The sequence below is a fragment of the Mesorhizobium sp. BR1-1-2 genome, assembly GCF_020165435.1.
In the GTDB taxonomy this organism is placed as follows: domain Bacteria; phylum Pseudomonadota; class Alphaproteobacteria; order Rhizobiales; family Rhizobiaceae; genus Mesorhizobium.
Window position 1 is genome coordinate 83,802 of sequence record NZ_JAIUID010000017.1, and the last position, 22,114, is coordinate 105,915.

21 protein-coding genes are annotated in these 22,114 nt (G+C 61.6%); 10 read left to right on the forward strand and 11 right to left on the reverse strand.

The genetic code is table 11. The features are described 5' to 3' along the window. Both LB551_RS26255 and LB551_RS26260 read left to right on the forward strand, forming a co-directional pair. Entirely contained in the window at positions 1–342 is a 342-nt protein-coding gene (locus LB551_RS26255; RefSeq protein WP_224625768.1) for a hypothetical protein, read from the forward strand. Positions 343–449: 107 nt separating this feature from the next. Beyond that, positions 450–1,814 carry a c-type cytochrome gene (locus LB551_RS26260; protein ID WP_224625771.1) on the forward strand — a complete coding sequence of 455 codons (1,365 nt, stop codon included), beginning with the start codon at positions 450–452 and terminating at the stop codon, positions 1,812–1,814. A 39-nt stretch (positions 1,815–1,853) separates the two neighbouring features. Here LB551_RS26260 and LB551_RS26265 read toward each other — a convergent pair whose 3' ends face one another. Then, a complete protein-coding gene (locus LB551_RS26265) occupies positions 1,854–2,792 on the reverse strand; it encodes a LysR family transcriptional regulator (protein WP_224625772.1) in 939 nt (312 codons plus the stop codon). Between the two features lie 125 nt (positions 2,793–2,917). Between LB551_RS26265 and LB551_RS26270 the strand changes: the two genes are divergently transcribed. Further along, a complete protein-coding gene (locus tag LB551_RS26270; protein WP_224625774.1) occupies positions 2,918–3,130 on the forward strand; it encodes a tautomerase family protein in 213 nt (70 codons plus the stop codon). 33 nt (positions 3,131–3,163) lie between these two features. Then, positions 3,164–3,904 (forward strand): SDR family oxidoreductase, encoded by a 741-nt coding sequence (locus tag LB551_RS26275; RefSeq protein WP_224625776.1) that lies wholly within the window; start codon positions 3,164–3,166, stop codon positions 3,902–3,904. Between the two features lie 116 nt (positions 3,905–4,020). On the opposite strand, the gene LB551_RS26280 is transcribed toward LB551_RS26275, so the two are convergent. The 7 genes from LB551_RS26280 to LB551_RS26310 form a co-directional block, all read right to left on the reverse strand. Beyond that, positions 4,021–5,553, reverse strand: a complete 1,533-nt coding sequence (locus LB551_RS26280; protein WP_224625777.1) for a M81 family metallopeptidase — start codon at positions 5,551–5,553, stop codon at positions 4,021–4,023. Positions 5,554–5,562: 9 nt separating this feature from the next. Further along, positions 5,563–6,513, reverse strand: coding sequence for an ABC transporter ATP-binding protein (locus LB551_RS26285; protein WP_224625789.1), 951 nt, complete (start codon positions 6,511–6,513; stop codon positions 5,563–5,565). Then, on the reverse strand, positions 6,510–7,418 hold the full coding sequence (locus LB551_RS26290) for an ABC transporter ATP-binding protein (protein ID WP_411910493.1): 909 nt from the start codon (positions 7,416–7,418) through the stop codon (positions 6,510–6,512). Before LB551_RS26290 ends, LB551_RS26285 begins: the two co-directional genes overlap by 4 nt. A 5-nt stretch (positions 7,419–7,423) precedes the next feature. Next, positions 7,424–8,245, reverse strand: coding sequence for an ABC transporter permease (locus LB551_RS26295; protein WP_140497347.1), 822 nt, complete (start codon positions 8,243–8,245; stop codon positions 7,424–7,426). Positions 8,246–8,248: 3 nt separating this feature from the next. After that, positions 8,249–9,184, reverse strand: coding sequence for an ABC transporter permease (locus LB551_RS26300; protein WP_140497345.1), 936 nt, complete (start codon positions 9,182–9,184; stop codon positions 8,249–8,251). 111 nt (positions 9,185–9,295) lie between these two features. Then, positions 9,296–10,888, reverse strand: coding sequence for an ABC transporter substrate-binding protein (locus tag LB551_RS26305; RefSeq protein WP_140515182.1), 1,593 nt, complete (start codon positions 10,886–10,888; stop codon positions 9,296–9,298). 67 nt (positions 10,889–10,955) lie between these two features. Beyond that, positions 10,956–12,581: an amidohydrolase gene (locus LB551_RS26310; RefSeq protein ID WP_224661024.1), complete on the reverse strand. Its 1,626-nt coding sequence runs from the start codon at positions 12,579–12,581 to the stop codon at positions 10,956–10,958. Positions 12,582–12,876: 295 nt separating this feature from the next. On the opposite strand from LB551_RS26310, the gene LB551_RS26315 reads away from it, so the two are divergent. Further along, positions 12,877–13,857, forward strand: a complete 981-nt coding sequence (locus LB551_RS26315; RefSeq protein WP_318012766.1) for a LysR family transcriptional regulator — start codon at positions 12,877–12,879, stop codon at positions 13,855–13,857. Here the strand turns inward: LB551_RS26315 and LB551_RS26320 are convergent. Genes LB551_RS26320 through LB551_RS26330 form a run of 3 tightly spaced genes read right to left on the reverse strand, consistent with a single transcriptional unit; the run spans position 13,844 to position 16,582 of the window. Then, a complete protein-coding gene (locus LB551_RS26320) occupies positions 13,844–14,644 on the reverse strand; it encodes a M55 family metallopeptidase (RefSeq protein ID WP_224661026.1) in 801 nt (266 codons plus the stop codon). The two genes, LB551_RS26315 and LB551_RS26320, sit on opposite strands and share 14 nt — an antisense overlap. Positions 14,645–14,646: 2 nt before the next feature. Further along, positions 14,647–15,675: a P1 family peptidase gene (locus LB551_RS26325; protein WP_224661027.1), complete on the reverse strand. Its 1,029-nt coding sequence runs from the start codon at positions 15,673–15,675 to the stop codon at positions 14,647–14,649. 16 nt (positions 15,676–15,691) lie between these two features. After that, complete coding sequence (locus LB551_RS26330) at positions 15,692–16,582, reverse strand: D-amino-acid transaminase (RefSeq protein ID WP_224625834.1); 891 nt, start codon at positions 16,580–16,582, stop codon at positions 15,692–15,694. A gap of 251 nt (positions 16,583–16,833) precedes the next feature. On the opposite strand from LB551_RS26330, the gene LB551_RS26335 reads away from it, so the two are divergent. The 5 genes from LB551_RS26335 to LB551_RS26355 all read left to right on the forward strand — a co-directional run bounded on the left by LB551_RS26335 (position 16,834) and on the right by LB551_RS26355 (position 22,100). Next, entirely contained in the window at positions 16,834–17,154 is a 321-nt protein-coding gene (locus tag LB551_RS26335; protein WP_140553511.1) for an ArsR/SmtB family transcription factor, read from the forward strand. Beyond that, a complete protein-coding gene (locus LB551_RS26340; protein ID WP_224661028.1) occupies positions 17,147–17,635 on the forward strand; it encodes an SRPBCC family protein in 489 nt (162 codons plus the stop codon). The genes LB551_RS26335 and LB551_RS26340 overlap by 8 nt, the downstream gene beginning before the upstream one ends. Before the next feature lie 73 nt (positions 17,636–17,708). Then, complete coding sequence (locus LB551_RS26345) at positions 17,709–18,122, forward strand: MAPEG family protein (protein ID WP_140553514.1); 414 nt, start codon at positions 17,709–17,711, stop codon at positions 18,120–18,122. Between the two features lie 356 nt (positions 18,123–18,478). Continuing rightward, on the forward strand, positions 18,479–19,927 hold the full coding sequence (locus tag LB551_RS26350) for a TolC family protein (protein WP_140553515.1): 1,449 nt from the start codon (positions 18,479–18,481) through the stop codon (positions 19,925–19,927). Between the two features lie 40 nt (positions 19,928–19,967). Beyond that, positions 19,968–22,100: a type I secretion system permease/ATPase gene (locus LB551_RS26355; RefSeq protein WP_224661029.1), complete on the forward strand. Its 2,133-nt coding sequence runs from the start codon at positions 19,968–19,970 to the stop codon at positions 22,098–22,100. Positions 22,101–22,114 lie beyond the last annotated feature (14 nt).

A 22,114-nucleotide genomic window follows, 5' to 3' on the forward strand; every position in this document is an offset into this window, starting at 1 on the left:
ATGCAGGCGATCCGCACGGGCGTTTCCTGGGCAGGCCTGGTCACCGGACCAACAGCATGGGCGGTATCGCTGCAGCTCGATTATTCAATCGCATACTGGCAATGCAGCGTCGGGTTTCGGCCCACCGCCCTGTTCTCGCTGACAGGCGCCGCCATCGCGGCGCTGGGCGCCCTGGCCTCGTGGCGCGCTGTTCGTGATCCAAGGCACGGCACGAGCCCGCCCCTGAAGGCGCGCACGCGCGCGTTTCTGGCCAGGACTTCGGTAGGCATCGGGGCCCTGTTCACGCTCGTCATGCTGGCGCAAATGGCGGCCGGATTGATCTTCAGCGGGTGCGAACTGTGACTGTGCAGCGGAGCCGACGAGCGGTCATCCGCCAGGGGCAGCGTTCGCGTCGGCCTGCCGCAGGGATTCCGTTCCTCGCCGTCCTCCTACGCGTAGTCGCGGCCGTCATGGCGTCGCTGGCGCCTGGCACGCCGCTGCGGGCGAACGAGATCCAGAAAGGCGAATATCTTGCCCGAGCCGCCGATTGCGTCGGCTGCCACACGTCCAATCCGAGCCGGCCTTTCGCCGGAGGCTATCGGGTACCGACGCCGTTCGGCGATGTCTATTCCACCAACATCACACCGGACCCCGACACAGGCATCGGGCGCTATTCCGCCGACGAATTCGTGCGAGCCGTGCAGAAAGGCGTCAGACGCGACGGGGCCGATCTCTATCCCGCCATGCCATACGACAGCTTCGCCGGGATGAACCGCGAGGACGTGCTCGCGATCCGAGCGTACCTGCTCACGAAGGCGCCGATTTCTCAGCCGCGGCCGCCAAACATCCTGCCTTTTCCATTTAACCAGCGCTGGACGCTCTGGTTGTGGAAACTTGCCAACCTCCACGCTGGTGGCTTCGGGCCAAATCCAAGCCGAACCGCCGCGTGGAACAGGGGCGCCTACCTGGTGGAGGTGCTTGGGCACTGCGGCGCCTGCCACACGCCGAGGAATACGACCTTCGGCATGGATGAAGACCGCAAGCTTGCCGGCGGCAGCGCCGGCATCTGGCAGGCGTTCAACATCAGCAGCGACAAGATCGCGGGCATAGGCGGCTGGAGCGATGAGGAGCTGTCTCGGTTTCTCAAGACCGGCGCCGTGCCTGGAAAGGCGTATGCGGGCGGTCCGATGGCGGAAACGGTCATGAACAGTCTGCAATATCTTTCGGACGACGATATTCGTGCCATCGTCGCCTATCTCAGGACCGTGCCCGCCCGATCGGGAGACGAGAAGCGGCCGCGCTTCGCGTGGACCAATCCGCCCGCAGCCGCCCGCGATGCCGGGACGAAGACCAGCGTGCAGGGTAGCGGGGTCGCGGTGGGCGACGATCTCTACCGGTCGCTCTGCTCGGGATGCCACGGCCTGAATGGAGGCGGATCGGCGGATGGCACCTATCCATCACTGACCAACAACAGCACTCTCGGCGTAACCTCGCCCGAGAATGTCGTCATGACCATCCTTGAAGGCGTCAAGGCAGGCGGCGTCGCGGGCCGCAAATCGATGGCGGCCTTTGACGGCTGGCTGGACGACGGCCAGGTGGCGGCCCTTGCAAACTATGTGACCGCGCGCTTCGGGGACCCGGAAGTCAGTGTCACGGCAGCCGATGTGCGCCAGATGCGGGCAGGCTCGACGACGGAGCAGACAGTCATGGTTCTGGCGGCCCAGGCGCTGGTGGCCGGCAGCGCCGTGCTCGTGCTTAGCCTGGCGCTTTTGCTCGCCAGACGCCTTCGCCTGCACCGGCGGCACCTCACATTCATGCATAGAGACGGGCGATGAGACGGCGTGCCGAAGCGTGGCCTACAACGATGAACTGCCTCAGCTTGATATCTCGACCGAGCCCTTCTGAGAGGAACTCCCGGCAGCGCCGCGAGGGGCGCGAAAGACGTCCGCCAGCCAATCGATGAACACCCTGATCCGCGAAGACAGATGGCGGCTCTGGGGATAGAGCACGGATACGGGTATCGCCGGGGGTGGAAAGGTTTCCAGTATTGGAACCAACTGTCCGGCGGCGATCTGATGTTCTACGCGATAGCGCGGGACCTGTATCAATCCGAGCCCGGCAACGCCGGAGGCCGTGTAGATTTCGGCGCCCCGGACGACAATATCGTAGGGTAGTGGAACCTCTCTTGCCGCGCCGTCCTTATAGAATTCCAGCGGGTATGGCTGCCCTGTCGCGGAGGCGGTATAGGCAACCATTCGATGGCCGCCGAGATCATCCGGTGTCGAAGGGACGCCGTGACGTTCGAGATAGGCTGGGCTCGCCAGGGTGAGTTGCTCGAAGGCGGTTATGCGGCGACCGATCAGAGACGAGTCGGACAGTTCGCCGGCTCGCACGACGCAATCGACGCCTTCAGTGATGAGGTCGACCATCCGGTCGCCTTCGCTGAGGCTGAGCGAGATGCCGGGATAGCGCGTGATGAACTCGGGCAAGACGGGCATGACGAAAAACCGCGCGATGGTCCCCTGCATATCCACACGAAGCGGACCCTTGGGTTCGGCATTCCTGAAGACACTCTCCACCTCATCCAGGTCCGCAAGGAGCCGTATGCAGCGTTCGTGGTAGAGCGCGCCATCGAGCGTCGGCCTCACAGTTCGGGTTGTCCGTTCGAGGAGCCGAACACCGAGATCCGCTTCCAGGCGCTGGATCGCATGGGTGGCGGTGGGACGCGGAACCTGCAGGTCCCGCGCGGCCTGAGCAAAGCTCCCGCGCTCGACGATCCTGACGAAGAGCCGCATGATGTCGATGCGATCCATGGCGATCTCGTAGTCGATTGTTATGGACTTTGAAATGGTGATGTTGAAATCGGCTTTCTAGTGCTGGTTTTAAAAACAGCTATCTTCACACCATTCAAGTCATCAGATCGACAGGAGTGAAGATCATGCCCTTCGTTAATTTCAAGGTCCCCGAGGCGGCCCTGAACCGGGCCCAGAAAGAAGAGATCGTCCATCGGGCCACGGCGATGCTCGTGGAATATTTCTCCGAGGCCGCTCGGCCGCACACCATGGTCCTGATCGAGGAAGTCAAGGACGGCGGCTACGCCCGCGCCGACGAGGTCTTCGTGGTCCCCGAGGACTATCGAGCGAAGGATTGATGTCGGCAGCAACACGGCAAAGGAACAACGACAATGACTAGCCCAACGAACAGGGTTGCGATCGTCACGGGAGCGTCTCGCGGCATTGGAGCGGCCATCGCCCGCCGGCTGGCGAGCGACGGCCTCACGGTCGTCGTCAACTATGCAGGCAGTGCCAACGCGGCCGCCAAGCTGGTGGATGAGATCGAAAAAGCCGGTGGTCGAGCCACCTCCTTCCAGGCCGATGTCAGCGACCCGCAAGCTGTGAGACGGATGTTCGATTCCGCCGAAGCGGCCCATGGCGGCGTCGACGTGCTGGTGAACAATGCCGGCATCATGAAGCTCGCGCCGGTCGCCCAATTTGATGATGCGACCTTCGATCAGACCATCGCGATCAACCTCAAGGGCACGTTCAACGGCCTTCGCGAGGCGGCGAGGCGCCTGCGCGACGGCGGCCGCATCGTTAACTTCTCGACCAGCGTCGTCGGACTCTACCAGCCGACCTATGGCGTTTACGCGGCCACCAAGGCCGCGGTCGAAGCGCTCACCCACATCCTGGCGAAGGAGTTGGGATCCCGCGCCATCACGGTCAACGCGGTTGCGCCGGGACCGGTGGCCACCGAGCTTTTTCTCGAAGGCAAGGATCAGGCTACGCTCGACCGCATCAAACAGATGAACCCGCTCGGCCGTCTGGGCGAGGTCGACGACATCGCACGCGTCGTCTCCCTGCTGATCGGACCGGACAGCGGCTGGATCAACGGCCAGATCGTCCGAGCGAATGGCGGGGTCATCTGAGGAGCAGGATCAAGGCCGCGCCGGCGCGCCTTTGTCGCGAAAAACCCGGCAGATGTGCCCCGCTGATGCTTTTCGCGAAGGCCGGCTGAGAAACGATGCGGCTCGAGCAGAAGTGGTTAGAGTGTGTCGGCCAAGGAAACGGGACGAACAAAGCGCTCGAAATCCTTGTCGAGCGGCCAGAGCGGGCGCGGCGCGTGGATATAGGGACGCCGATCTGCCCGCGGCGTTGCCAGCGCGCCCGCATCGCAGACGATGACCTTGCCCGCTATCGGCTCAAATGCCGCCCGGAAATGCTGCATCGACTTCAGGACCAACACGCGGCGGGCCGTCGGTTCTATCCCGAAAGCCCGCAATTGCTGAAGGTCGACCATCTGCTGCGCTTCTGAAACGACCAGGACTTCGATCCCGTCGACATCGATTACGGCGGTGGGCCCGAAACTATGGGCGAGCCCGCCCTGAATCGGTCCGTCGCCGACATAGGTGCCGTCCGAAAGCCTGGTCAGCACACCCGTCACCGTCAGCGGGCCGCCGCCGAAATTGGCGTCGCCCTTGCCGCCGATCGTCACCGTCACGGTTTCGCCTTGCCGGTGACGGTGCAGTTCATTTGCCGCTTGAGGATCGATCATCGGCGCGAGTACCGCACCCCTCACTCCCGCATCAAGCAGGCCCTTCAACAGCGCGGTCGAGTCGCCGTAGGAACCGGCGCCGGGATTGTCGGCATAATCGGCAATGACCAGTGGCTTGTCGCCGCGCCAGGCATGCGCCTCGGCAGCAGCCTGGTCGACCTCGATGAAAACATTGCGTTTCTTGGTCCGACCCTGCCAGATCTTGTCGGCAAGTTCCTCTGTCACACGCATGGCGGCTGCCTTGGCGCCGGGATCACGGCTGTCATAGGTTGCGAGCACGGTGGGACCGACGCAGGACACGTCTGCCCCCGTGAAGGCTGCGTTGACGGAAACCGCGAGCAAGCCCTCGGCCTCGGCCTCGCGGGCGCGGTCATAAAGGGCCAGAGTCTCGGGAATGTCGGTGCGGCCGGAATTCGCTTCGTCCAGCATCGGCACATGCGCCCTGACGGTCCGGGGCGCGATTTCACCTCTCATTGCGCGATCCAGGATACGGGCGGCATGCGCACCGATTTCGCGCATATCCACATGCGGATAGGTCTTGTAGGAGACAAGGATCTGCGCGTCCCGAACCATGTCTTCCGACACCATCGCATGAAGATCGAGCGTTACCGCAACAGGAATGTCCGCTCCGAGTTCGTCCCGCAGAAGGCCCAGCAGATACCCTTCCCCGTCGGGGCAAAACTCGGGCACCATCGAGCCATGAAGTCCAAGCAGCACTCCGTCGAGGCGGCTCTTGTTCGAACGCGCCGCCTCCAGGATAATATCGGCGATGTGGTCATAGGCGGCTTTCGTCACCCGTCCCCCAGGCACGGCATGTGCCGAAATCGCGTGGATCACATTCCAGCCTGCCGGTTCCGCCACATCCATGAACCCGGCAAGTTCGGTATTGGCGTTGCGCCGGGCGCGGATCGCGTCATCGCCAAGGAGAAGCGTGTCCACCTGAAACTGCGGCAAGTCGGTACGGAAGCGCGAGAACGTATTGCTCTCATGCATGAATTCGCCGGTAAGGACGGTGAAGGTCATGGGCAATTCCTATTGCGCGAGGCGCACGCGATGACCGCGGCCGATCTCGACAAGCTCGCTTGGCTCGGGTTCTTCGTCGGGATCCGGACGGCGCGAAATGTCGGGCGAAAAGCGGGCGGCGCCTGGAACGAAGGCAGCATCCGGCAAGGCACGTGCCCCGGTCAGGATCGCGTCGGGATCGGGGACCGAACCGATCAGGCGACGCGTGTAGGGATGCGTCGGGCGGCTGAAAATCGAATGCCAGTCACCCTCCTCCACCACGCGGCCGAAATACATGACGGCAACCCGATCGCTGACATGCTCGACCACGCTCAGATCGTGGGAGATCATGATGTAACTCAAACCCAGCGTTTCCTGCAGGTCCATCAGTAGGTTGATGATCTGCGCCTGGATGGACACGTCCAACGCCGACACCGGCTCGTCCAGCACCAGGATCTTCGGGTCAAGCATCAACGCCCGCGCGATGCCGATCCGCTGTCGCTGCCCACCCGAGAATTCATGCGGATAACGGTCGGCGTGATCGGGGGTCAGGCCAACGCGGGTCAGCATCTCGGCGACGCGGTGGCTGGCCTCGCTTCCCTTGGCGATTCCATGCAGAGAAAGCTGCGAGGACAGCATGCGGCCGATGGTCTGGCGCGGATTCAGCGACGCATACGGGTCCTGAAACACCATCTGGGCGATGCGCGCGCGCTCCTTGCGGGCGGGGGCGCCAGGGCCTGTCAACGGCTTGCCCTGGAACAGGATCTTTCCCGAAGTCGGCTCCTGCAGGCCCATCACGGTCAGCGCGGTGGTGGATTTTCCGCAGCCGGATTCACCGACGATGGACAGGCACTCTCCCTCGTTCAGCGTCAGGTTCACGCCCTGAACGGCACGAAGCGTCCGTTTTGACCCCAACAATGAGCGACGCTGCAGCGGGAAATGGACAGTGAGGTCGCGGATTTCCAGAAGAGGCTGGTTCATGCGATCGCCTCCAGGCCAAAGCCGCGCGGCGTGGTCAGCGTCGGTGCGTCGCGTCCACGCTCCTCGCCCGTCACGATCTGGTCAAGTTCGGTCAGGCGAGCGCGTCCCACCAGCGTTCGCGACCCCAGGCGCGGACGCGCCGCGAGCAGGCCGCGGGTATAGGGATGCAGCGGATTTTCGAACAGAGCCTTGGTGTCCTGTTCCTCGACAAGCCGCCCCCGGTCCATGACCCCGACGCGTCGGCACATATTGGCGATCACGCCCAAATCGTGACTGACCAGCAGCACGGCCGTTCCTTCAGCCGTGCAAAGCTCAGCAAGCAATTCCAGGACGCCTGCCTGGACCGTCACATCAAGCGCGGTGGTCGGCTCGTCCGCAATCAGCAGGTCGGGACGGCAGGCCAGTGCAATGGCAACCATGACGCGCTGACGCATCCCTCCCGACAGTTGATGGGGATAGGAGAGGGCGCGTTCCTCGGGCGCCGGCACCCGAACGCTTTCCAGCGCCTCGACGGCTTTCCTGCGCGCATCCGACCAGCCGAAGCCCCTGTGAACGACGAACATTTCCGCGATCTGACGGCCAATTGCCATCAGCGGATTGAGCGCCGTCATGGGCTCTTGAAACACCATCGCCATACGGTCGCCGCGCAGACGGCGCCTGGCGCGGCCGCCAAGCTTCAACACGTCCTGGCTCCGGAAGAAGATCGAGCCGCCGGTCACCTCCAGCGGGCGCTTAAGCAGCCCCATCACCGAAAGGCCGGTGATGCTTTTGCCCGAGCCGGATTCGCCGACAAGTCCGTAAGTTTCCCCGGGCAGGATATCGAAAGACACGCCGTGAAGGATTTCGTTCCGCTTGCCGACGCCGATGCGCAGGTCGCGGACGGACAGAACAGGGTCGGGAAGGATGCCGCTCATGCCTGCCTGATCCTCATATGTGGATCCAGCATGTCGCGCAGCCCGTCACCGAGCAGGTTGAAGCCAAGGACCGTGGCGAAGATTGCGAGGCCGGGGAACAGCGAGGCCCAGGGGGCGGTGCGGATCAGTTCGCGCGCATCGGTCAGCATGTTGCCCCAGCTCGGCTGCGGCGGCCGGATGCCGACGCCGAGGAAAGACAGTGCAGCTTCCGCCAGAACCGCGCCGCCGATGCCAAGTGTCGCGATGACCAGCACCGGACCGACGATATTCGGCAGTATCTGCGTGCGCATGATATTAGCGTCGCTGAAGCCGGCCGCCCTGGCAGCCTGCACGAAGCCCTGATTCTTGAGCGACAAGGTGGAACTGCGGGCGATGCGGCACGTCCAGGACCAGTTGGTCAGGCCCAAAGCGATCAGTAGGCTTGGCAAGCCGGGTCCCAACACCGCCATGATGGCGAGCGCGAATACCAGGGACGGGATCGCCAGCATGACGTTGGTCAGCCCGTTCACCAGATCGTCCCACCAGCCTCCGAAATAACCCGCCGATACCCCAAGCGCCATACCGATGCACGAGTTGATCAACTGCGAAACGAGGCCGACGGTCAGCGATACCCTGGCGCCGTAGAGGATACGGGAAAAGACGTCGCGACCCTGCCCGTCCGTGCCCAAAAGATGGTCCCAGCTCGGCGGCATTTCAGAATTCATCAAGTCGGCGTCGAATATCGGGTTGTACGGGGCAATCCAGCCGGCGCTGACAGCTGCGGCGACCACGAGCAACGCCAGCGCCAGCCCAAGGGCGAAATTGAAACGCAACCGCATGGATCAGGCCACCTTGATGCGCGGGTCGATCATGGCATAGGCGATATCGACCAGCATGTTGATGACAAGGAACCACAACACGATCACGATGACCGTGCCCTGAACCACGGGAATGTCGCGTGCCGACACGCTGTCTACCAGAAGCGACCCGATCCCTGGCCAGGAAAACAGTTTCTCGATCACGATCGCCTGCCCCATGAGCGAACCGATCTGAAGGCCAAGCGTGGTCAGGATCAACACCAGCACGTTGCGGGTAACGTGACTGCGCACCAGACGCGGTTCGGTCAACCCTTTGGCTCGCGCCGTGCGCACGAAATCCGCGTTCATCACGTCCAGAACGCCCGCGCGCGTGGTTCGCGCCAAGAGCGCCATCGGCGATACGCCGAGAGCGATGGCAGGCAATATGATGTAGCGGATGCCGCCGGGCTGGTAACCGAAGCTCGGCAGCAGGCCGAGCTGCAGCGCAAAGACGTACATTAGCAGCAAGCCTAGCCAGAATTCGGGAACCGACAGGCCGGAAACCGCCAGCATCATCGTGCCGGTGTCCAACACGCTGCCGGGCTTCAGCGCGGCCAGAAATCCCAGAGGAATACCGACTGCTGCGGCAAAGCCCATGGCCGCTAGCGCCAGTTTGATCGAAGGCCAGAGCCGCGGCTCGATCACGTTCCACACCGGTTCGCGGGTGCGGTAGGAAATTCCAAGGTCGAAATGCGCCAGCCCCCACAGATAATCCCACAGGCGGACCGGCAGAGGCTTGTCCAGCCCGAACTGCTCGTTCAGATGCGCCATCACATCGGCATTCGTGGCGTTGCGCCCCTCCGACATCAGGCTCGATATGAAGCTGCCGGGGACGACGCTGAATATCACGAAAATGATCAGCACGACCGCCAGCAGGGTCGGGATCATCTGCAGCGTGCGACGAAAGATGAAGCGCGACATCCGCGAATCCTGCCTTTCAACAACTGGGCGCCATGCGGCGGGCGGGAAGTGACCGCCGTGCGGCGGGCGGGGCCGTACAAACCGGTCCCGCCCGCCAACCATGCCATCGCGCTACTTGCGTGATGCGGGTGCGCTGTCGTCGATCCAGATGTCCTCGTAATCCTGGATCGCCAGTTCCGCGCCGTTCGGCTTCAGCCCGTGAACCCATGGCTGATAGGCCATGACGGCCTTGTTGTAGTTGAAGAACCAGACCGGAGCCTCGTCCTGCAGCAGGTTGTTGGCTTGCCTCAGAAGATCGTTCTGCTTGGCCGGATCGGTTTCGTTGCCTGCCTGCTCGATCAGCTTGTCGAAATCGGCGTTGTTGAACTTGACGTAGTTGCAGGCAGTTTGCGACGTCTTCGAATAGAAGCAGTTCAGATATTTCAGCGGATCCGGACCCGACGAGTTCGACCAGATAAAGGCATCAAAATTGTCGGACAGGATCTTGTCGGACAGGACCGAGCTTTCCACCGGGTCGGTCGTCACCGTGACGCCCACCTTGGCCAGCATCGGGATGATCGCCTCGACGATCGGCAGGCCCCAGCTTTCGTTCGAGGTCGCGGTGACCGAGAACTTCAGGCCGGTCTCGAACCCTGCCTCCTTCAGCAGTTCCTTGGCCTTTTCCGGATCATAGGCATAGGGCTTGGCGTCCTTGTCGAAGGCCGGCGATGAAATCGGCAGCCAGGAGACCGCGGGATAAGCCTTGTTCTTCAAGAGCTTCTCGACAATCAGGTCCTTGTTGATCGCATAATTGATCGCCTGCCGGACGCGCTTGTCCTTGAATGCCTCGACCTTCGGATTGAAGCCTATATTGCGGGTGTAGACTTCGGCCACCTCAAGGATGTGATCCTTCAGCGCCGGATCCTGGCTGTAGGCCTCATACTGCACAGGACCGAGAACGTTGGTGTCGATCTCCGCGTTGCGGAAGGCGACGTCGCGAGCCGAAGCTTCGCCCATCAGCATGATGTCGAGCTTGTCGAGGTGCGGCTTGCCCTTCTCATAGTAGCCGTCGAACTTCTCCAGTTCGACCTTCGAGCCCGCGACGTAATTGGCGAGCTTGAACGGGCCAAGGCCGTTCGGCTTGGAGGCGAGCTGATCCTCCGGATAGTCCTTGGAGTAGATCGGCGCATAGTTCGACATCAGGTTCCAGCCCGGATCGGCCAGGTTGATGAAGGTGATTTCGATGGTTCTGTCGTCGATCTTCTTCAACCCGGAAATATGATCGGCCTTGCCTGCCTGAAATTCGGCGACGCCGGCGATCTGCAGCATCTGCTCGGCGCCCGGCAGCGCCTTCTTGGGATCGGCCAGACGGTTGTAGGACCAGATCACGTCATCGGCGTCGAGCTTGTCGCCATTGTGAAAGGTCGCTTCCCGGAGCTTGTAGGTATAGGTCTTGCCATCCGCCGACTTCTCTACCGTTTCGGCGAGGTCGAGCTCAGGCTTGCCGCTTTCCGGGTTCCATTTGTAGAGGGAGCGGTTGATCGCTTTGGCCACGATCTCGTCTTGCGTATGCGGTGTCGCCGTGATGTCCAGCGATGTGATGGAGTTGCCATAGGGTGCGGTAAACACCAATTTCCCCCCATCCTTCGGTGTGGCGTCCTGCGCCAGCGCGGCGGTCGCCGTTCCAAGCGCAAGCGCCGCGATCAAGCCAAGTCTGTTCAACATCCCTCAATTCCTCCCTGTGGTTCGTTGTTGATTTCCTGTCAGAGGCGGGCCCAACCGGCATCCCGCCTCAACTTCCTTCATAGACGATGCGCCCGTCCAGAATTGTCATCTCACAGCGCGTTTCACGCAGGATTTTCTCCGGTGCGGCCGTCAGGAGGTCATTGGAGAACACGGCGATGTCCGCGAACATTCCAGGCTCCAGCCGGCCTTTCACCGTTTCCGCGCCCTGGGAGTAAGCACCATGTTCGGTATAGGCGCGCAACGCCTGTTCGGGCGTCAGTATCTCGGAAGCGTCCATTACCGTGCCCTTGTGCGTCTTGCGCGTCAGCATGGCGTAGAGGTCGGGGAAGGGATTGGGCGAACAAACCGGCGAGTCGCTGCCGGTGGACGGCTTCATGCCCAGACGATCCCAGGTTCCGATCGGATAGGAGCGCAAGCCGCGCTCCGGCCCGAGAACCGAGACATAGGCGTCGCCGAAATCGTAGATGAAAGCCTGCTGAGGCGCGGGCAGGATGCCCGCCTTGAGCATCCGCTGGTTGATGGCATCGTCGACATAGCCGCAATGCTCGATCCGGTGCCGGTGCTTGTGATCCGGGTTGGCGGCGCGCACACGTTCATAGGCGCGCACGAGCTGGTCGATGGCGGCGTCGCCAATGCCATGACAAACCATGGTGTAGCCCATTGTCGTATAGCGGTCGACCAGTTCAAACAAGCGGGTGTCCGGCAGCATCCGGACACCGAAATTGTCGGGCTGGCCAATATATGGCTGGCGCATCCAGGCCGTGCGTCCGCCGGCCGAACCGTCCGTGAACACCTTCACGCCGCCGATGCGGAACATGTCGCTGCCGCCGCCGGTGACGAGGCCCTCGGCATGACAGGGCTCGACGATGGACGAACCGGGATCGCCCAGGAGCGTCGCCCAGACCCGGACCGGCAGCCGGCCGCCGCGCTCGGCCTGCCGATACGCTTCGATCTCGGTCATTCCGTCGATCTGGCCGACAGCCGCGTCCATGCAGGAGGTTATGCCGAATTGTAGCAAGTGCCGCCCGCCCGCCTCGATGGCGTCGATGATCTCGGGAAGCGAGGGCGTGGGCTGGACATCGTAGACGAGGTTCTGGGCGTTCTCCGCCAGCAATCCGGTCAATTGTCCGGCTTCGCGGCCGATGAGGCCGCCATCCGGATCGGGCGTGTCGATGTCGATTCCAGCCAGCGCCAGCGCCCGCGAATTCGCGACAGTGACATGGCCGCAGGCGCGCGTGACGGAAACGGGGTGATCGGGCAGGGCTGCATCCAGCTCCTTCGCGGTGGGCATCAAACCGTCGGGATAGCGGGTCTGGTCAAACCCGCGCGCAGTCACCCATGCGCCTTTCGGCATTTCGGCGGCACGTGCCTGCAAGGCCGCCATGAGCGCGCCGCGGGTCGGCGCGGCATCGGGCGTCGCATCGACCTTGCCACGCAGGAGCCCCGTCGAGATCAGATGCAGGTGCGCATCGTTCAGACCAGGCATTGCGAAGCGCCCGGCCAGATCCACGACCCTCGTGCCCTTTCCGATCAGGGGCTTGATATCGGCGTTGGAGCCACTGGCCACGACCTGGTTGCCCAAGACCGCAATCGCCTCCGCGATCGGATTTCCGTAACCGGTCCAAATCTTGCCGCCATGCAAAACGAGATCGGCTTGGTTCTGCGAATTCATGCTGCTTTTTCTTCTCCCCCGGCGTTCACGGACGTCGCCGACATAGATTGACTTTGAGTGGCATTCCGTTTCGCACGCGGTCAGATTCTCCTCCCGCGCTCGACTTCACGTTCCCCCTGCCACTGGCTCCAATTGCCAGCTTTTTCATTTTGCAGACGTTGGGGCGTCAGCGATCACAAGGCCAATTCGGTTTTCGCAATCAAGCATGCAAAATTTGCATAACACAGCAATTATAATGAAATATGTTCCCCATTGCGGTTCGACCAATGCTCGAACGCAGTGGAGGAGAGGCCGCGTGGAAATCAAATGGCTCGAAGATTTCGTGACGCTTGCAGAAACATCGAGCTTTTCGCGGGCAGCCGAAATCCGCAATGTCACCCAATCGGCCTTCAGTCGGCGCATCAAGCAACTTGAGACGTGGCTCGGAGCACCGCTCATCAGTCGTGCCACCATGCCGGCCGAACTGACATCGGCCGGACGCAATTTTCTTCCGATGGCGCAGGACGCCATCAGGATGTTCTATTCGGTGCGCGAGTCTCTGCGCCCGCCCGCGGAACAGGGGCTTGTACGCTTTGCGGCCCTTCACACATTGACCATCACGTTCTTTCCGGTTTGGCTGCGGGAGGTGCAGCGGAACACTCGCACCTTCGGCACGTCCTTCATGGCTGACAGAGGCGGCATCGAGGCGAACCTGGCCGCACTGACCGATGGCGAAACCGACTTCTTCCTGACCTATGCGCACCGCGAGGTGCCGTTTCACCTGGATCGCGACAAGTTTTCTCATCTGGCTATCGGATCGGATCGGCTCATCCCGGTCGCGGCGCCGGAACTGCGCTTCGACAAGTCGACCGTGCCCGCGGCGGGCATTCTGGACAGTCCGGAAACGGCAAAGCTCGCTCTGCCTTATCTCGGCTACGGTTACAGCTCTTTCTTTGGCGTTGCCCTCGGAAAACTCTTCTCGAAGCACTCGCCATTCCGGCGTCAGACCGTGCATGAAAGCACAATCAGCGCCGGGCTCAAGGAACTTGCCCTGACCGGCGCGGGCATCTGCTGGCTGCCGGAAAGCCTCGTCGAGAACGACATCTCCAATGGCGCCCTTGTCATCTGTTCGAATGACAGCAGATGGACGCTCGATCTCGAAATACGATTGTACCGCAGCTCGGAGAAGACGCGAAGCACCATGGTGGAGGCTCTTTGGCAATCATCGAAGGCGCTGGCGCAAACGTTGAAGCCCCCCGCGCCAGCCGCGGGCACAGCGACCTTCAGCTCTTCATGAAGCGGAAGGCGCGCAGCACCTCGAAATAGTCGTTCGATGCAAAGGCGACGGCACGTGGTCCGTGCCGGCGCACCCCGGGATACCAGGAGGCGCGATAGGCATCGACGGGGTTGCTGAATTCGATGACGATCTCGACCCTTTCCGGCATTGGCGGCAAAGCTTGCCGGGCCCCGTCGCGCAACGCCTGTTCGACGCCCTCGCATATTGCGCCGCGCGCTGCCGCAGGGGCCAGGGAGATGGTGGCCGAGCCGACGCCTTTGAGGGTTTCGACAGTGGCTATCCCCGGGACGAGGGCTCTGGCGTCCGCGCAAATGCCTTCGTCGCCGGAAAGAAATACCGAGCGCACGCCATAGCGCGCGGCGCACAACGCATTCAATGTGAATTCGGACGCTGTTTCGCCATTCAGGATCAGCCGCGATATGCGCAATGTCGATGTGTGTGCGAGCGGGTTGTCCTCGACGCCGGCCTTGGAATGGTAGCCGGTGTAGAGCGCGGCATCGAAGCTTTCATCAATCCCGAACATCATTGCGTCCGGATGTCCCGACCAGCCCCTCACGATGCGCGCAAAAGGCGGCATGCGTTCGAGATTGAGGTTGCGCCCGCTGTCATGCGCATCCTTGATCATGATTTCAGTTGCGCCAGCGGCTCGCGCTCCTTCGCAGGCGGCCAGGACCTCCCCGGTCATCAGTTCGCGGAATTCCCTATGGTCGGCATGCGTTCTTTCCGCCTCGTCCCAGGATTGAATGCCCGCGGTGCCTTCGATATCGGCCGAAATGAAAATCTTCATGCTCAAAGGGGCTCCTTCAGCCAGTCGGTCAACGCCGGAATCCTGCGTCCATTTCGTCCAACCACGCTTTGCGCGGCGCACAGGGCGTTCAGAACGGCCTCGACCGTGGCTTCCACAACCGCTTCGAAAACGAGGTCTATGTATCTGTCATCGACACGCGAAATCGAACTGAACGGTGAAGACGGGACGTGCGGCAGAGGATCGGCGGTCGTGAAGGCGATGGCGATATCGCCACTGCCGTGTCCCCAATACGAACCGAGGCGGGCAATGCCGGCGCCGGCCCGGCTGGCGGCACGGTTCAATTGCCGGTCGTCAAGAGGAATATCGGTGCCGAGAATGATAATGATCGACCCGCTTTCAGGTTCGCCGAGCGCTTTGGGATCGGCTCTGCGGCCATCCGGGAGGACAAGATCCCCTGCCCTGCCGAAGTTGGACAACACCAGAGCGCCGAGCGTGAAGGCACGAGAGCCGATCTCGACCGACCTGGATGCGCTGCCGATACCCGCCTTGAAGCCAAACGACGTCATTCCGGTGCCGGCGCCGATGCTGCCCTGTTCGACCGGACCGGCGCTCGCGGCATCCAGCGCCGCTTCGGCGTCATGCCGGGTGACCGCCATTGCCTGAATATCATTGATGCCGCCGTCATTGCATTCGCAAACGACGGGGTTGACCGTGCTGGTCTTGCGCCCGATCTCCGGGTTGGCGGCAATGGCACGCTTGATCAGCGCCTCTGTACATGGCGCGACCGAAAACGTGTTGGTCAGAAGGATCGGCGTTTCGATCGTGCACAGTTCGGCCAACTGCATAAGCCCGACAGACTTGCCGAAACCGTTGATAATATCGACCGCCGCCCTGACCTTGGATCTGAACAGGTCGCCGCCATGGGGCAAGACGGCGGTAACGCCTGTCGCAAGTCCGTCGGCGATGATCGTCTTATGGCCGACCAGGACACCCGGCACGTCCGTGATCGCATTGTTCGGGCCGGGCGGCAGCCGCCCCATGCCAAGGCCTAAACGCCGTGCCGCACCCATGCTCACATCCCGCTCATCAAGCAAGGGCCGTTCGTCCGGCCGCATGCCCGTTCATCTCTGCAAAAGCTGTCTGGACGTAAATTTCCTGCAGGCGGCGTGTCAATGGACCAGGTTGGCCGTTTCCGATCCTGTGGCCGGCAATACGGATGACGGGGGTGACCAGGCTCGAGGCAGAGGTAAGGAACGCTTCCGCCGCCGAAAACGCCTCCTCTGGCGAGAATGCACGCTCTTCAAACAAAATGCCCTGGTCTTCACATAGACGCGCCACTGCTCGCCGCGTACAGCCGGGCAGGATAGCTTGAGAATTGGCGCGAGTGATGACACGGCCGTCGTGCGTAACGATGAAAGCCGTCGCCGACGCGCCCTCGGTCACCTGTCCACCCTCGACAAACCAGACATCATCGAAGCCTTTCTCGCTTGCAGCATGCTTTGCCAAAACCTGCCCCAGCAGCATGACGGTCTTTATGTCGCGCCGTGCCCAGCGCGGATCAGGCGCCAGGTCGACGGCGACGCCTTCGGTCTGAGCCTTGGTTCCCACGAGTTTGCGGGCGTTTGTGAAGGCGACCATGGTCGGCTCAAGATCATCGGGAAACAGGAAATTGCGGTTGGCTTCGCCTCGCGAAATCTGGAGATAGACCGTTCCTTCATCCAATCCGTTGAGCGAGATCAATTCCAATTGAATGGCTTCTATCTCAGGCAGCGTCACGGGCATGGGAATACATATCTCGGCAAGCGACCGCTGGAGACGATTGAGATGGAAATCATTGTCTATCAGCCTGCCGCCGATCACGGCGGTCACCTCGTAGACCGCGTCTGCAAAGAGGAATCCCCGATCGAAGAGACCGATGCGCGCCTCGTCTTCGGGCATGTAACGCCGATTGCAATAGACTTGCGCCACTTTGGCCATCCTCGATCCCAGCATCAACTGACTGCTTCGATAAATGCCAAGGCAGGTCGGCAAAGGCCAATTCAAAAAATGCAATTCGGTATGCCGATACCGTCAAAGCGCAACTGGCACTCCCTGCGACGGCCGCCACGAGAGAGCGCAGGTCGCTGACTGGTTTCCTTTAATCCCGCGGAGCCGGATGGAAGCTTGGACGACGAATCGTTGACCTCCCGATATTGACAGGTCGCGGCCATCGATTTAAGTTCGCGTTAGTGGTTACTAACGCGAACTACTGGACAGCGCTTGGAGATCCGACAAGGCGCACGATCTTCGAACTGTTGGTCGAACAGCCCTGTTCGGTCAGCGGCCTTGCTCGTGCCCTGCCTGTAACCCGGCCGGCCGTCTCTCAGCACTTGAAGATACTCAAGGCTGCCGGGCTTGTGGCCGACACGCGCTCGGGCAAGGAACGCATATACCGTATCGATCAGGATGGGCTGGCAGGCCTGCGCGCGGAAATCGACCAGTTCTGGAGCAAGACCCTGGCGGGCTACAAATTAGCCGTCGAGCATCCAAAAAGGACCAAGCATGAGTAAGGATCCTGCACTCGCGCCCGTAAGGCATTTCGTCGTCGTCGAGGCATCCATTGCGCGTGCCTTCAAGGTTTTCACCGAGGATTTCGGGAGGTTCAAACCTCGAGAGCACAATCTTCTTGCCGTTCCAATCGCAGAAACAATCTTCGAACCCCGGGTCGGAGGGCACGTTTACGACCGAGGCGTGGATGGCAGCGAGTGCCGCTGGGCTCGCGTGTTGGCCTACGATCCGCCCACCCGGCTGGTTCTGAGCTGGGACATCAGCCCTCGGTGGCAGATCGAGACCGACCCGAACAAGACGAGCGAATGGGAGATCCGGTTCACGGCCGAGACCGAGAACAGAACCCGGGTTGAGATCGAGCACCGGCATCTTGAGCGCCATGGCGAAGGCTGGGAGGGCGTCATGGGTGCAGTTGATAGCGATCAGGGCTGGCCGCTCTACCTGCAACGGTTCCGCGACCTGTTCAACCATCGGGCAGCCTGACAACCGCGTTGCGGTGGTGGGGTATGACTCGCAAGCACCTTATCGCCCACTGCGTTCCAGGAGCAGAGACAACATGGAAGTCTATTGGTTAAGCATCCTCGGCGTGCTTACGCTTTGTTTGCTGTCGGTGGTGTTGGCAGTCTATTCCGGTTCGTCCAAGGGATTTGCAGGGGTACTTTCCGGACCGGTAGTCCCGGCGGACGACCACAACCCGCTCTACAGGATCGACCGCGTTCACATGAACTCGGTTGAGGCTCTGGCACCCTTTGTCGTGCCCGCGGTGCTGGCGATGATGGTTGGTGTTGGGCCGACCACTTTGGCGACGCTTGTGTGGCTGCACCTGGCGATACGCCTGGTTCATCTGGGAATCTACCTACGTGGCGGAAACGCCGCAAAGGGAGGCAGTGTCAGGACGGTTCTGTACGTTTCGGGAGCACTGGTTACGCTTGCTCTTATTCTTGTGACTGGATGGGCAGCACTCCATTGACGCGTCATCGGCACTTATCGGAGGCTATATCCGTTTTATAATCCGCGTCCGGCTCCCGGGCAAGCGCGTCCAATTATTGGGAACCATTGCGCGGTTTTCAAAAAAGTGCCCTCGCCGCTCCAGCCAAGGCATTTTCTGTTGCATCCGATCGGCATTCTCCCACCCCCATCGGCCCCGCTGTTGTGTGTTATTTTTGCTACATGTCACTGCTCATGACTGGGAAAACCCATTTAGAGTCATCTAAATTAATATTCGCTCACGTATTTTCTGAATATATCGGGTAATTCGGCAATGGTGGGCCTGGGGTTGGCCCGCTTAAGCGCCTTGAGAAGGCGTTGGGGAAACGGGTGGGCTAAATGAACAGAACTGGCATGTCGGCCATAGGCAAGCGCCTTGGTCTTTTGATGGCGGCTACGATGCTGACTTGCGGCGGGGCGAACGCCCTCACGCTCAAAGAGGCCGTGGCGGTAGCGGTCGAATCCAATCCAGAGATCGGCCAGGCGATAGAAAATCGCGAAGCGATCGAGTTTGAATTGCGTCAGGCAAAGGGCCTCTATTTGCCCAGCGTCGACCTGCAGGCGTCGGCTGGCGCTCGCCGTCTCGACAATTCGTCACGGCGCGCACTCTCGATAGAGGACGACGCGCTTTATCCGGCGGAAACCGACCTGACCGTTTCGCAGACGCTCTATGACAGCGGCGCAAGGCGCGCAGAATTGAACCGCCAGGCCTCCCGCGTCGATGGCGCGTCGTTTCGGGTGCTGGAACGGTCGGAATTCATCGGCCTCTCTGTTGTCCAGGACTACCTCGAATACATGCTCCAGGCTTCGATTGTTGCCGAGGCAAAGAAGAACCTGGGCTTCCATCAAGCAATCCTCCACGACATCCAGGAAGGCATTGCCGGCGGTGGGCTGAACGAAGCCGACCGGCAACAGGCCGAGGAGCGGCTGTTCGCGGCCAAGGCCCGCATGCAGGAAGCGTCGGAGGAACTGGAGGCCGCGCGGATACGGTTTTTCAAGACTGTCGGCAAGCCGCTGACCAATGCAGCGAGGCCGGCCGACGTATCCGGCACGCTGCCAAGGTCGCTGGACGATGCGCTGGGCCTTGCGCGCGAGAGCAACCCGCGCGTCCACATGGCCAACAGCGATATCGCCGCGGCGGCCTCGCTGGTGGACGCGGCGCGGGCGAAATACGGTCCTTCGATCATTGCCGAAGGCTCTGCCCGGGCGGGCTACGACATTGACGGCGACAATGGAGACGCATCCGATCTGCAGGCACGTCTGGTGTTGCGCTGGAATCTCTATCGGGGCGGCATCGACAAGGCCAATGAGCAGGAGCAGATCCGCCGCACCAGCGAGCAGCGGCTCGCGATGCACCAGGTTCTCCGAGAGATCGAGGAAGCCGTTCGCACGTCATGGGATCGTCGCTTCCGGCAGGCCGATCTGGCCAAGACCCTGAAGCTACAAGCGGCCTCCAACGAAAAGCTGGTCGCGTCCTATCGCGAACAGTTCAAGGTCGGTCAGCGTTCGTTGCTCGACGTGCTCGATGCGCAGAACACGCGGTTCAACACCGCGACTCTGGCCGACACCGCGTCCTACGCATCCCTTTTCGCGCAATATCGGCTTCTGGCGGCGACCGGGCAGTTGCTGAAAACGATGGACATCCACCCGCCAAAACAGGCTACGGCATACGCGCGGACCGAGTTCGCCGCGCCGGAAACGGCCGACACCGAAACCTATGCGCGCACGCCTTCGGAACAGAAGAACGACGTGCCGTTCGATATTCTGGCGCCGGTCAGGAAAAAATAGGCGAGCCTAAGGATCGATCGAGAGTCCCCGCGGGCGGATCGTGAACCAGCAACCCAACATCCTGTCACCGAAAGAGGCTTTCAAGGCCTGCTTTTCGGCCGTAGCCGCGTATCTCGGCCGCCCCAGCGCCGAAACCGTGCTCTTTGCCGGCGTGCCGCTGGCCGAAACGCGCATCGATATCGACGCGATCCGGCATCTTGCCGAGCGCGTCGGCCTTGAAATCACAGAGTTCAGCCATCGCGACTTTGTTCGGGGGCGCATCGACCTCCCCGCGATCGTCTTTCGCGTCAGCCAGCTGCCGGTCGCGCTGCTGGCTGATGGTGAAGCCGGCGAATATTTCACCGCTCCCCAGGAGGACGGGCGCACCACGATCAGCCGGTCGGAACTGGCCAACAGCTATATCAGCGGCGGTGCGTCCTTCTCGATCACCTACGCCAACGCAACGGAGGCGATGAGCGTCGGCTCGGCGCCGAAGATCGAGCGACGACATTGGCTGACGGGAACGATGGGGCCGTTCTGGCGCACCTATTCGAAGGTTATCCTGTCGGCGGTGTTCATCAATCTGCTCGCCATCGCCTCGCCGATCTTCACTATGAACGTGTACGACAGGATCCTGCCGAACAAGGCGATATCGACGCTCTGGGTGCTGGCCATCGGCATCAGCGCGGTCATCCTGTTCGACCTGCTGCTGAAGACCTCCAGGGCATCGCTCATCGACTATGCCGGGCGCAAGGCGGATCTGCGCATTTCATATATGCTGTTCGAGAAGGTGCTGAACTCGTCTCTGGCGGCACGGCCGGGCTCGACGGGCGAATACGCAAATCGCGTGACCCAATATGAATTCGTGCGCGAATTCTTCACGTCCAACACTATCAGCGTGTTCATCGACACGGCTTTCGTGTTTGTTTTTCTCCTCGTCATCTATGCGATAGGCGGCTGGCTGGTCATGATACCCGCGCTGGCCTTCGTCGCGTCGGTGATCGTCGGACTGGTCACGCAGCGGCGCATCGGCAAGCGTGTGGCGGCGTCCATGAACGAGGCCTCGCAACGGCAGGCCCTGCTGGTCGAATCCATCTCCACGCTGGAAACGATCAAGTCGCTGCGCGCCGAGGCCTACCTGTTGCGAAAATGGGGAGAGCATTCCAAAAACGCCTCCAACACCTCCGAGAAGATCAAGCAGCTTTCGGCCGCCGCCGGCAATATAACGCAGGCCATCCAGCAGATGGTCACGGTCGCGCTGGTAGTGGCCGGCGCCTACGCCTTCTCCGAAGGACATGTCTCCACCGGAGCCATCATCGGCACCGTCATGCTGGCCAGCCGAGCTGTCGCCCCGCTCGGTCAGATCGCCATCACTCTGTCCAGACTGCGCCAGGCCATGCTCTCTTTGCGGATGGTGAATTCGATCATGGCCCAGCCGGAGGATCGCCCGGACACCGTGGGCTTCGTCAACCGGCCCATCCGCAACGGCGCCATGGTGTTCAGGAACGTCGGCTTTACCTATCCCGGCTCCGAGAACGAGGTCCTGACCGGCCTGAATTTCTCCGTGAAGCCGGGCGAGCGGATCGGCATCATCGGCCGCATAGGATCAGGAAAGACGACGATGGGCCGATTGATCGGCAGACTTTTCTTGCCGAGTTCCGGCGAACTGCTGCTGGATGGCATCGACATCCGCCAATACCACCCCTCCGAGGTCCGCGCCGCGGTCGGCATCGTCGCGCAGGCGAACGATCTGTTTTCAGGCACCATCAAGGAAAATCTTTTGATGGCCTGTCCAGAGGCGACCGATGAGCAGATCGTCGAAGCAGCCAAGGCCGCCGGCGTCGACGATTTCGTCTCTCGCCACCCGCGTGGCTATGACATGAATGTCGGCGAACGCGGCACCAATCTCTCGGGCGGCCAGAGACAGACGATGGCGATCGCCCGGCTGTTGCTGACGAAACCGAAAGTCGTCTTCCTGGACGAGCCGTCCGGCTCGATGGATCTGGCTTCCGAGCGGCAACTGATCAAGCAGCTCAAAGTGGCTTTCGATCGAAATACGACGCTGATCGTCTCGACGCACCGCTTCAGCATGCTCGAACTTGCCGACCGGCTTATCGTTATCGAGCAAGGCAGGATCGTTGCCGATGGGCCAAAGGACCAAGTGATACAGGCGCTGCAGAAAAAAAGCACCTGAAGAACGAAAACTAT